General features: G+C 54.3%; 10 protein-coding genes. 3 read left to right on the forward strand and 7 right to left on the reverse strand.

Annotation, left to right across the window (positions count from 1 at the left end):
- Positions 1-15: 15 nt before the first annotated feature.
- Positions 16-1,116: a CAP domain-containing protein gene (locus tag ACGHAD_RS04120; RefSeq protein ID WP_382413656.1), complete on the reverse strand. Its 1,101-nt coding sequence runs from the start codon at positions 1,114-1,116 to the stop codon at positions 16-18.
- Between ACGHAD_RS04120 and ACGHAD_RS04125 the strand changes: the two genes are divergently transcribed.
- A complete protein-coding gene (locus ACGHAD_RS04125) occupies positions 1,091-1,519 on the forward strand; it encodes a hypothetical protein (protein ID WP_382413651.1) in 429 nt (142 codons plus the stop codon). The genes ACGHAD_RS04120 and ACGHAD_RS04125 overlap by 26 nt on opposite strands.
- A 152-nt stretch (positions 1,520-1,671) precedes the next feature.
- Positions 1,672-2,073 carry an SMI1/KNR4 family protein gene (locus tag ACGHAD_RS04130; RefSeq protein ID WP_382413648.1) on the forward strand — a complete coding sequence of 134 codons (402 nt, stop codon included), beginning with the start codon at positions 1,672-1,674 and terminating at the stop codon, positions 2,071-2,073.
- Positions 2,074-2,163: 90 nt separating this feature from the next.
- Here the strand turns inward: ACGHAD_RS04130 and ACGHAD_RS04135 are convergent, their stop codons facing one another.
- From ACGHAD_RS04135 to ACGHAD_RS04160, 6 genes are all read right to left on the reverse strand, one after another.
- Positions 2,164-4,254 carry a histidine kinase gene (locus tag ACGHAD_RS04135; protein ID WP_382413646.1) on the reverse strand — a complete coding sequence of 697 codons (2,091 nt, stop codon included), beginning with the start codon at positions 4,252-4,254 and terminating at the stop codon, positions 2,164-2,166.
- A 255-nt stretch (positions 4,255-4,509) separates the two neighbouring features.
- Positions 4,510-6,345, reverse strand: coding sequence for a hypothetical protein (locus ACGHAD_RS04140; protein WP_382413644.1), 1,836 nt, complete (start codon positions 6,343-6,345; stop codon positions 4,510-4,512).
- 99 nt (positions 6,346-6,444) lie between these two features.
- Positions 6,445-7,005: a PA14 domain-containing protein gene (locus tag ACGHAD_RS04145; protein ID WP_382413641.1), complete on the reverse strand. Its 561-nt coding sequence runs from the start codon at positions 7,003-7,005 to the stop codon at positions 6,445-6,447.
- A complete protein-coding gene (locus ACGHAD_RS04150) occupies positions 7,005-8,498 on the reverse strand; it encodes a phospholipid carrier-dependent glycosyltransferase (RefSeq protein ID WP_382413638.1) in 1,494 nt (497 codons plus the stop codon). The genes ACGHAD_RS04145 and ACGHAD_RS04150 overlap by 1 nt, the downstream gene beginning before the upstream one ends.
- 208 nt (positions 8,499-8,706) lie before the next feature.
- Complete coding sequence (locus tag ACGHAD_RS04155; protein WP_382413635.1) at positions 8,707-9,876, reverse strand: glycerol-3-phosphate dehydrogenase/oxidase; 1,170 nt, start codon at positions 9,874-9,876, stop codon at positions 8,707-8,709.
- Between the two features lie 184 nt (positions 9,877-10,060).
- Positions 10,061-10,387: a DUF1820 family protein gene (locus tag ACGHAD_RS04160; RefSeq protein WP_339616508.1), complete on the reverse strand. Its 327-nt coding sequence runs from the start codon at positions 10,385-10,387 to the stop codon at positions 10,061-10,063.
- A gap of 190 nt (positions 10,388-10,577) precedes the next feature.
- Between ACGHAD_RS04160 and miaB the strand changes: the two genes are divergently transcribed.
- Positions 10,578-11,936 (forward strand): tRNA (N6-isopentenyl adenosine(37)-C2)-methylthiotransferase MiaB, encoded by a 1,359-nt coding sequence (gene miaB, locus ACGHAD_RS04165; RefSeq protein WP_339616509.1) that lies wholly within the window; start codon positions 10,578-10,580, stop codon positions 11,934-11,936.
- The last annotated feature ends 97 nt before the right edge of the window (positions 11,937-12,033 follow it).

Here is a 12,033-nt window from a genome sequence, read left to right on the forward strand (position 1 = left end):
TCGCCGCGGTTAGTGTTACCACACGGTTAGCTGGGCGTTTGTCCCGTTGATGATGATGTCGAGCTTCTTGTTGCGATTATTCAGCGTGACTGAGTCGGTTGTCAGGCCGATATCGTCACCAAATGCGGCAACGTTGTAGGTGCCTTTGGGGCGCGCGATAGTGTATGCACCCGCAGCGCCGCTGGTCGTGCTGGCGTCGCCAACGCTTACGGTAACCCCTTCAACTCCTTCGGCGGCGCTGTAGCGGCCGTTGTTGTCGCTATCGCGATAGACCACCCCCGAGACAAAATAATCGCTGCCGTGACGCGCAAAATTTTGGCTGATCATCGAGCTGGGAAATGCGCCGGAGCTAAACGTAAACTCGCCCGAACGCTGCCCAACGCCCAGCTCGCGGTAGCCGGCATTGAGAATATTCACCCGGTGACCGGGCGACTTGAATAGCCCTTGATGCTGACTAATGACCGCATTCACTGGGTCTGGGCGGCGGGATGCGCCGGATACGGAAATATTTTCGCCGGCGGTCCAGCTGCCGCTTAACGTATAGCCTTCGGCAGCAATGCGATCCGTTACGCTGCTGTTAGCTGCCCCGCTGTGAGAGAAAGTGTCGGTGTCGAGCATCCACTGGCTGTGGGTGCGTGCGGCGAACATCAATAGTTCATTGTAGGCCAATGGTGGTCGCCGTTCGTTAGAGAGCGTGCCGGGCGTGAGGCCTTCGTTCAGGTCAATGCCAAAACGTGTGGCTTCGGCGCTGGGATTAAAGCGCGCTTGGTTGATCAGCTCGACCATTAAAGTTTCGGCCGCACTGACGTTAAGAGGAGCACTGGGCCGAGACGGGGTGGCGCTGACTCGCGCACTCGCATCGCTTTCCTTACCTGATCGCACCGCGGTTATGACAAAGTAATAAGTCGTGCCGTTATCCAGCCCGCTTACTGTAAAAGGTGGTTGCTTGGCTTGTTGCCAGTCGCCATCGCGATAGGCGCCAATATTGAGAGGGTCGAAGTTCGCCTCGGAGGCGAAAAAAACCAGATAACGATCGGCGTTATCGACCGCTTGCCAGTCCAATCGTACTTCGCGGTTGCCGGCACCTGCCTTGAGGTTGTCAGGGGCAGAGATCACACTGTCAGAACTAGAACTAGAACTAGAACTAGAACTAGAACTAGAACTAGAACTAGAACTCGGCACGTTGCTGATTGGCGACGATGAGCTTGCCACGCTGGAGCTGCTAGGGGCAATTGATGAGCTTGACGAGGGTACGGTACTTGAACTGCTGCTAGAGGTTACGCTAGACGTTTCGGAGCTTGCCTCGGATGCGGAGCTGCTGGTGTCGGTATCGTTGCTGCTACTTGAGTCGCTGTGGTCAAAGCTGCTGGAGCTGCTGTTAAGCTCTGGGGTGCTACTTTGCGAGCTGGCGTTATTGTCGCTCGGGCTGTTATCGCTTGCGCCCCCTCCTGAGCCGCCACAGGCGCTCAGGAGGCTAACAAGTAACGTAAGGGTAATGAGTTTCACGGGCTACACCTGATGGATAGAAGCTGTTTAGCGGCCTAGATTAGCGCTTTGGAAGACGCTAGACGTTTAACGAGCACGCAAAATTAGCCATTGACGCGGTGCTTGTTTGCCAGAGGTGACGGCGGTAGCATTGCTTACCTGCTGATTCGCAAAAATGAGATAATGATGGAAGACGTTCTAGATGAACTGCGCGAGCAGAATATCTCCGTTCCGGTACCGCTAGAGTTGCCTGATGAGGATAGCCTTGTGGTCGTGGAGGAGGAGTTATTGCTGCCGCTACCGAGAGATTTGCGCGACTACTTACTGCAAGCCAGTGATGTGGTCTACGGCTCGCTGGAGCCTGTAACGGCGGCCGATCCCTATGCTCATACCTATTTGCCCGAGGTGGCGGCGGTAGCATGGTCGCGCGGTATGCCGCGGCACCTGGTGCCGCTTTGTGAAGTGAACGGCCACTATTACTGTGTCGAGCCTGAGGGTGAGGTGCAATTTTGGCGCGACGGCGATGTCACTGATGAAACTTGGCCTTCGGTATGGCATTGGGTAAGGGATGTGTGGCTGGAGAGTTGACAAATAACGCGCTATTTACGCTAGCGACCTTTGCCCATAAAAAAACCGAGCCTGGCTCGGTTTTTTTATGGCGTAGATGAATACTTTGCGTTAGTAGAGACGCACAGCACCGGCGGCATCGGCCGTGTTGTCGCTGGAGTCGGCCTCGGTACCTGTGCCGGCACCTGCCTCGCGATAAGCGCTGGCGGCTAAACGAGCGCCATCACCCGAGAGCGACAGAGCACGTCCTAGCCGATCCTGCGCGTCGCTTTCGGAAGCTTTAACATAGCTGCGTTGCGCCCATTCACCTGCCGAATCTCGACCGAACAGGTAAAGCGCGCCGCTGTTCTCGGCATTGTTGTCGGACTCGTCGCCATTGATACCGAGAGCGGCACTGTCTTCAAGGTAGGCGCCCACGGCTAAATAGCGGCCGTCGCCTGACAGCCGAACGGTGGTGCCGAAGGCGTCCTTTGGCCCTGGGTTGGAGGCTTTGATGTAGGTGGTTTGTTCCCAACCGTCGGTTAAGTTTTCAAAAATATAGGCAGCACCCGACTCTATAAAAGATACCATGTCGCTGGAAGCGTCGGAATCTAACTCGGTATAATCGGCCGGGTCGCCATTGACGCCTGTGGCTCGGCTACCGTCGCCAGGTGCCCCTACGGCTAGGCGCTTACCGTCGCTCGACAAGCTTACGCTGGTGCCAAAATATAAGTAACTGACGTAGCCCTCCTGTGAAAGAAGGCGCACAGAGTAGCCAGGTTTAATGTAAGCCGACTGCTCCCATTCAGTACCGCTGCGCGCAAAAGTAAATACCGCGCCTGAGTCGCCTTTGGGATTAACGTCAGTGGGAATTTCTTGGTTGACGCCATTGCCGGCAAAATCTTCACCCCGAGCGCCTACCGCTAGCGTATTACCGCTGTAGTCTAGGGCGATCGAGTAACCAAATTGATCGCCGGCGCTGGGTGTTTCGGCTTTAATATAAGCTTGCTGTGTCCAGTTGTTCTCGCTTTTGGTGAAAACGTAGACCGCGCCGGATGACGCTGTGCTAGGAGCATCAATGCTCTCGTCGCCATTGATACCCCCAGAACTGCTGTCTTCTCCAATAGCGCCTACCGCGAGGGTCTTGCCATCGCCGGAGAGGTTAAGGCTGTGACCGAAGCGATCACCCACGGTGGTACCAGAAACCGAACTGCTACTTGACGAGCTGCTGGAGCTGGACGAAGAGCTGCTGCTGGATGCTGTCTCTTCCTGCGGGGTGTTGGAGGCCTTCACGTAGGCGGCTTGTGACCAGTTGTTGTCGGTGCGCTCAAATAAATAAACGGCACCCGCATCCGATGCCGCGTTATTATCGCCATCGCCGTTTATCCCAGTGGCGTTGCTGTCCTCGCGCAATGCGCCCACCGCGAGAGTGTTGCCGTCGTCGGACAGTGAAACTGAGTAACCAAAGCGGTCGTTGCGGAAGAGAAATTCGTTGCCGTCTTCGTCCTCGAAGGGTGCCTCAGTGTTAGAGGCTTTGAGGTAAGCTTGCTGTTGCCAGCTGCCGTCGACTTGAGTGAATACATACACAGCCCCCGCGGCGAAGGTGGTGTTGTCGGCTTGGTCGCCATTAACACCCTGTGCCATTGAGTCCTCTTGTGGTGTGCCCACGGCGAGGGTGGTGCCGTCGTTCGATAGGTCTAGGCTCCAACCAAACCAATCGCTCGTTTCCGTATTAGAGGCTTTGAGGTAACCGATGGTGCTCAGCATGGCGTCTATCGCGACGGCCTCATTGGAGTTACTGCAATCCGAGGCGCTGCTGCAGGCTTCAACCATATAACGCGCCTCTGGCCAGTTGGCGAGATGAACGCTGACGTGGTCAAAAGCCTCAGGGCTGGTTAGGTCGCCCCCTACTTGGCTAAAGCCGCTGGCGCCGTCTGGATCTTTGTACAAACGGTAAAAGTTGGTGCCTGCGACCTCGTCCCAGTAAATGCGCAAAGTCCCGGTACCTGTACCTTCAATATTAATGTCGGGCCATTCGCTGGCAGAGCTAGAGGATGAGCTACTGCTGCTAGAATTACTGGATGAGCTACTCGATACACTGCTGGAGCTGGAGGACTGATCGTTATCATCATCGTCGCTACCACAGCCGACCAGCGTTAAAGTCGCCATCAGACAGGGTAATAGGCTAAGTTTTTTAACCGCGTGCAGAAGCTCGTAACTCATTCAATAGATCCTGAAGTTTATCGTGTGCGGGGGATTCTGTCCGGCCCTGACAGGTGTGTCAATGCAAAGGCGGAAATTAAGCGATGTGCCAATCTTGTTAGTATCCCATAAAAAGCGGCTGTTTTGACCATCAGGATAGTCGCCGGTTCCTCGAGTGCAGTGATACTCGTTATCTGCTGGGGCGTACAACGCTAAAAGCTGTGCAAGAGCCTGCGAGGGCTTTTGCACAGCTTTTGAACGCGCGGCTTCAGCGATCTAGTAAAGGTATACTGCACCGCTGTCGGTGACGCTGTTGTCACTGCTATCGCCGGTAGTATCAGTGCCCTTGCCGTCTTCACCGGAGGCGGTGACTGCGAGGGTTTGGCCGTCCCGGGTTAATACCAAGGTTCGGCCAAAGGTATCGTTGGCATCGGTATTACTGGATTTTATATAATTACCCAGCTGCCAACTGCTGCCATTGTGCTGGTAGAGGTATGCCGCACCAGCGCTGGGGGCGAGGTTGTTGTCCCAGTCAGTGCCGATCGCTTGCGCGTCAGAGTCGTCCCGCGGTGCACCGGCGGCTAACACAGTGCCGTCGCCGGATAAGGCCACCTGCCAACCGAACAGATTGTCCTCGTCGCTGGCCTCAGCCTTTATGTAGGCCTGTTGTTGCCAGCTGCCGTCAAACGCAAACAGGTAGGCGGCGCCAGAATCGGCCTCACCAATAGTCGTGGCGTCGGCATCAAGCCCGGATCCAGCGCCATCTTCATAGGGGGCGCCAACCGCAAGGCGGCTGCCATCGGCCGAGAGGGCAAGGCTTAAACCGAACTCGTCGTTCATGCCGGGAGTGGCGGCTTTAATGTAATCGGTATGGCCCCAGCCTGCATCGGTATAGCGCAAAATATGCACGGCGCCAGAGCTGCGGGCTTTGAAGTCTTCCTCGTCGCCATTAATACCACCACTGCTGGAGTTATCGCCCGGAGAGCCCACTGCTAATAGGTTACCCTCGTCGGCAAAGGCTAGTGCGTAACCGAAACGTGAAGGGGTAGTTTCGTAGCACTCAATGCTTGGCGGACGCGGGTCAAAGCACGGTGAGTCGTGCCAGGATTTGGTGCTGGGTTTGATGTAGGCTTGCTGGTTCCAGTCCTCGTCCGAGAGGTCGAACACATAAACGGCGCCAGCCAAGTCGACACTATTATCATCCTGGTTGCCATTTACACCGGCGGCGTTACTGTCTTCGTAGGGTGCGCTGGCTGCGAGTCGTGAGCCGTCAGCTGACAGTGCCACTCGCACCCCAAAGAAGTCTTGTTTTTCGGCGTTGGATGCCTTGATGAGTGCTTGCTGCTGCCAGTTGCTATTGGTGTTTTGATAGACATAGACGGCACCCGAATCGGCGAGAGAGTTGTCCTCTGCCGCCGCACCTTTAGCGCTGTCTTCATAAGGGGCGCCAACAGCGAGTGTCGCCCCATCGTCTGACAACCCCAGCGAGTAGCCAAACAGGTCATCCTCGCCCATATCGGGTGATGGGTTGTTCAGGGTTTGGCTTAGTTGCCAGCCCGAATCGCTGGCTTGAAATATAAATACGGCGCCACTGTTGGTGCCAGCGTCTGCGGCGATATTAAACCGGGGGGCGCCCACGGCGAGTGTTGTGCCGTCGGCAGAGGCTGCCATGGCAAAGCCAAAAGTGGCTTTCTGTTGTGGCGCGCCCGCTTTTAGATAACCGATGGCATCGGCTACTTGGTCGTCTAGGTAAATGTCTTCGCTGGCGGTGCAGCCTTGACTGTTACAGGCCTCGACAATAAAACGTCCGTCTGTCCAGTTGGTGAGATGGGCCGCGAGAGGCGCGGTAAATTCTGTGCCGTTTACTTGTCCGCTAATATCGCTAAAACCAGTATTGCCGTCAGGGTCTTGTGACACTTTGTAGTAATCGGCCCCGCTCACGCTATTCCAGCTGAGTGTCAGCGTCTTTGGCGCAACACTGGCGCTAGCGGTAGGTGCCTCTGGGGCTTGGCCGTGATCGTCATGGTCGTCGCTACCACCGCAGCCTGCCGCGAGTAATGCGCCACCGATGCTCAGCCATAAAGCCGTGCGGGGAAAAAGTTGCTTGGACATGCTTCACTCCGGTCGTTATCAGTTTCATTGTGTCACTTTAAGGTAATCAGAGGGTCGGCCTTGTACCAGCTGTAATTTGTTAAAAATATTTACCCCTTGTTACTTTGTTGGTGGGTGATAGCTAATACCTTTAATGTCCTCGCCCCAAAACCTCAGTTTGCTGACGCCCTCCGGCGCGGCTTTGAAGGTTAGCCCGGCATTACCGTAACCCTGAAAGTAGCGCAGGGTTAACTGATGCTTGCCAGCGTTAAGCGGTTGCATGCAGGTGTTGCGCTGAAACGGGCGGTCGCGCTTGTGCTCGCAGATGATGTTGCCATCGATTTCCAGTTGATAACCGTCATCGCTGCCGACTTCAAAGCGATAGCGGGATGCCTTTGTCACCTTAAACTGGGTGTTAATATCGGCATAGAAGTACTCACTCCAGCCTAAGATACCTAGGGTTGGGTGTTTAAAGTGGTTGTCGGCATTGAACTCGACGCGGTCAATCAAGTGGGTGCGGGTATCGGATATGTGACGCGCCTGATCAATCCGGTTGATTTGGCCGTTACTTTTGCTCAGTACCATCGTCAATACTGGGTCAACAGATGGCGGAATGAGCTTGTTGACCGTGAGAGCTATAAGCAATGCGAGCGCCACAGAGAAAACCGTATTCTTAAGCATTAGCGCACCACCTGTAACTTCCAGTAAGCAAACCAGTTTCTTATTTCAAACTGAGCTTCGGTTAGCTCCCAACTGTAGGTAAAAGGGGCAAATACAAAGAACACACCCACCACAAATGCGACCAGCACGGTTAGATTAATATAGGTGTGGCGACTTGATGCCATCAGTTGTTCGCGGAAGATATAACTAAACACCAACGCCAAATTAATAATGCCAAACAGCAGCGGTACTAAATAGTGGTACATGTACATCACCCGCTCGATCTGCAAAATAGCGATCATGTAGCTGACGTATAAACCGGAAAACGTACAAATCCAATAAAACAGGGCGTTGTCTTTGACGGGGTTATTGTAAATAAAACGGCTAATTACTAGACCGATAGACAAAATGACACCGACCAGCACGCTAAACCACACCACAGGGTTGGCTACTAGGTTGTGATAGCGAACATAGGTTGTGCCATCGAGGGTGCGTTTTGACCAGCGGTAATTGATGGTTTTGGTGGCCAGAGGCCAGCCGATGGCAGCACTGCCGTTTTCACCATCTTTACACACATCCAGCCTCGGTACGCCATCGGCGTAGTTTGACATATATTTAAGATTGTCCTGCATGGCGATGACGAACGTACTTGGGGCCCATGTGTTGCCCGCTTTTATCTGTGCCTGATATTCACTGCTGGCACTGTAATTTTTGTGGGGCGGTATTTTTTGGCCCAAGCCGATGTGAATGTAAAAAATCGCCAAAAATGTCAGTGCGAGCGGTATTACCCCGGCGGGTACGGTGGTGGCTAAACGTTTGAGCAAGGCGACAAGATCAAAGGCTTTAATGGCTTGCCATTGGTCGACGCCGTAAACCAATACAAACAATAGCAACAATACTAGGGCGTTAACTTTAACCGCCACCGCCAGACCAATCAAAACCCCCAGTAGCGCGTATTGCGTAAGCTTGGGACCCTTTTCTAACGTTACAATACGCACCGCGTAATAAATCGCGGCTAGAATAAAAAATAGCTGGATGCCTTCGAGCATCGCTGAGCGGGCGTGTATCACCAGCGCATTATCAAAAATCAAAAAGCCGCAAAAGGCTAACGCTACATGAGAGTTGTGGGTGGTGCGCCGAATAATACCAAACATAAACAGTACCGATAGCGCCATCAATACCGTAGAGGGGAGGCGAAAGCCGTAGTAGCTGATGCCGCCGTCAGGCATATGGTTATCGCGGACGTAATCGGTGCGGGTGAATTTCGTTTTGTCTTTATCCGCGTTAGCCCCCAACAGTTTCTCGCTGGCGGCCATCAGCAATTTGCCTAGCGGTGGGTGGGGCTCCATGTACATGACGCCCTCGATGTACTTCTCGGCGGAGGAAATATGGTAATTCTCATCCCAAAAAAGTGCGTTCGGCTGACCGTAACCCGTGAGGTAAACCGCTCCCGATACGATCAGCAGCAGCAATAAATAAAGGCGATTAAGGTGGTGTTTGACGAATGAGCGCATAACAGAAACTTAAACCGTTGTTGATATTCTGCGTTATTGAAAATTTATTTTTATGGTCTCAGGCTGCGCGCCCGTTAACCGGTACGGCGGCATTTGCGAGCCAATCATACCGCAATGCGTCACGTCTGTCTGGCACCCGGACACACTTTGCGCGCGGATACGCAGAGGGCCTTGTTGGTATCTATGGCTCGCGCTGTTTTATTGCCTGTTAATGGATTGGCGTTAGCGCAAGATCTCGGGTGTTTGCTTGTCGTGTGCGTGTTGGGAGTCGCGGCGCTATTTGCTTGAGCACTTGCTCGGCGGTCGCGCGGTAGGTTGTCAGTTTGCCGCCCATTAGAGTGAACACACGATTATGTGGCTCAGGCCCCAGCTCCATAATGGATTCACGGCTGCGACCAAAAGCTTGGCCGGTGGTGCGTGGCAGCACCCGCAAACCAGCAAAACTCTCGGCGCTGCTGGGCAGTAGGTGCTGCTCGGGAAAGTAGTGTTTCAGAACATTTAGCAGGTAGTGCATTTCACTGGGATGACAGTGGGCCTCGGCCGGGTCGCCAGTGTGAGGTGTTTCGGTGGTGCCGACTAGCAATTTACCTTGCCAGGGCAGGGCAAACACGGCGCGGCCATCGCTGGGCGATTCCAGATAGTAGTGGTGCTGCAAGACTGGTGGCAATAGTAAGTGGGCCCCCTGAATTAGCTCCACCTCGGGCAATGTGGGGGTGGGGGTGATTAGCCGGTTAACCTCGCTTGCCCAGGGGCCTGCGCAGTTGACCAGCATTGCTACCCGCGCTTGCTGTTCGCGACCATTTAGCAGATAACGTAGGTCGCAGTGCTCAGGTGCTGTTTCGGCGCTCACAAACGTGGCAGGCATGGCGAGCTCTGCCCCCAATTGCTGGGCCGACTGCACCACTGCTGCGGTGAGCGCGCGGTCATCGGTTTGCGCCTCTTGGTAGCGGAACACGGCTTTTAGACCGTCGGGTTTGATACCGTCAAGCTCGGGCCACTGGCTTTTGTGAAGGCGCGAGAACTGTGTGGTCTGATCAAAACCGCTGAGCAGTCGGTACAGGCTTAGGCCTGCCATGATCGTCAAGGGCGAGCGCTGCGAGTCGCGATACACAGGTATATGCAGTGGTGCCAGCTTGACCAGATCGGGTGCCAATTTTAAAAGTAACGCGCGCTCTTGCAGAGATTCTCGCACCAGTGAGAACTGCGCACTCTCTAAGTAGCGTAAGCCGCCGTGGATCAGCTTGCTAGAGCTGCGCGAGGTAGCGCAAGCGATGGCCGTTTGCTCAAGTAGCAAAACTTTGTAACCGGCGGCCGCCGCCGCTTGCGCCACGCCAGCGCCGCTGATACCAGCACCTATTATTGCAATATCATAATCCATTGAGCGCCCCTAATGATGCGTTATGGGCGACTGACGGCCGCGCCAAGGTTGTGCGTTAAGCGTAAGCTAAAGGGGGTGGCGAGTAAATCGCGGTACAAAGAAGGTGCCGCCAAGCGCGCCTGCAAAAGGTGGCGGGTGTTTTGGCCCCTTAGCGGCGGTGTTGGAGCTCGACCAAGGACTTGGGTTAGTCGCCGCTGGGTATCATGCCGCCGTAAGGGAAAGGTGTCACGGTAGCGCCTTTGGACTCGCGCACTTTGGCCTCACCTTCTTTTTCGACTTCGTCGATACGAATAATAGAGTGCATAGGGATATACGAGCGCTTAACGCCGGCAAATTCGCCTTTTAGCTTTTCTTCACCCGGATCTACCAGTAATTGGCTGCGCTCGCCAAAGACAAACTCTTCTACCTCAATAAAGCCGTACATGTCGCTTTGATAAATGGCGCGTGCAAAGACCTCAAAAATTTGATCTTGGTTGTGGAAGATGACCTTGTAGATGGGTTTGCCGATCATAGTGCCTCGATGGTGTGACGTTGCTGCGATTCCGGCGGTTACCGGGGGCGCGAAGAATAGCATATTCTGGCTAAATGCCAACAAAATTGCACAAAAAATAGCCGCTTTTTGCTGTTAAGCTCTGTGAATTGCGAGGTGAGATGGCTATAATGCGCTCCCAAATTTATCGTCCCGCAAAGGTTTTCAGCGAATGTCAGCAACCGAGACACCGGTTAAAAAGCTCTATATCAAGACCCACGGCTGCCAGATGAATGAGTATGATTCATCGCGTATGCGCGACTTACTGGGTGATTCCCACCAGATGGTGGCGACCGAGAACCCGGAAGAGGCCGACGTCCTGCTGATCAACACCTGCTCGATTCGCGAGAAAGCCGCCGACAAGCTGTTTCATCAGCTGGGCCGCTGGAAGCAGCTTAAAGAGAAGAACCCCGATATGATTATCGGTGTGGGCGGCTGTGTGGCGAGCCAAGAGGGTGCGGCCATCGCCGAGCGCGCGCCGTTTGTCGATTTGATTTTTGGCCCGCAAACCTTGCACCGCTTGCCCGAGATGATCGAGCAACCCCGTGACAACGGCGCTGTGGTGGTGGATATCAGCTTTCCCGAGATTGAAAAGTTCGACCGCTTGCCGCAGCCCGATGCCGATGGCGTGAGCGCGTTTGTCTCGATTATGGAAGGCTGCTCAAAGTACTGCACCTTTTGCGTGGTGCCTTACACACGCGGTGAAGAGGTCAGCCGGCCAATGGCCGACGTGATGGCCGAGGTGGTTCACCTGGCCGGCCAAGGTGTGCGGGAAATTAACCTGCTGGGGCAAAACGTTAACGCCTATCGCGGCGAGTCTGACGACGGCATTGTCGATTTGGCCGAATTGATCACTTATGTGGCAGCGGTGGATGGCATTGACCGCATTCGTTTTACCACCTCGCATCCGGTGGAGTTCTCAGACTCACTGATTGACGTTTACGCCGAAGTGCCCGAGCTGGTGAGTCATTTGCACTTGCCGGTGCAAAGCGGTTCCGATCGCATCTTGATGGCAATGAAGCGCGGCCACACGGCGCTCGAGTACAAATCTAAAATGCGTCGTATACGTGCGCATCGGCCTAACATCAGCTTTTCGTCTGACTTTATTATCGGTTTTCCCGGTGAGACCGAAGACGACTTTGAAAAAACCATGAAGCTGATTGCCGACATTGGTTTTGATATGTCTTTTAGCTTTATTTATAGTGCGCGGCCCGGCACCCCAGCGGCTGATTTGACCGATGACACCCCGATGGAGACCAAAAAGCAGCGCCTGAAAATTCTACAGGATCGTATCACCCAGCAATCTCAGCAGATTAGCCGCCATATGGTGGGTAATACCGAGCGAGTGTTGGTCAGTGGTTACAGTAAAAAAGATCCCGGTCAGTTGTCGGGCCGCACAGAAAACAACCGCGTGGTGAATTTTCGCGCCGATAACCCGGCGCTGATTGGTAAGTTTGCCGATATTCGCATCGACGTCGCGCTGCCCAACTCGCTGTTGGGTACCCTTATCAGCTCTGAGCTGGATGAGTAGTCGGGCAATTGCGCGGTCGCCGCGGTAGGTATAACCGGCAGCTTTTTAACTGACTTTGCTAATAAGCAAATGACCGGTTACTTGCCTTCCCTCGGCG

Source organism: Gilvimarinus japonicus (genome assembly GCF_042847215.1).
Classification (GTDB): Bacteria; Pseudomonadota; Gammaproteobacteria; order Pseudomonadales; family Cellvibrionaceae; genus Gilvimarinus; species Gilvimarinus japonicus.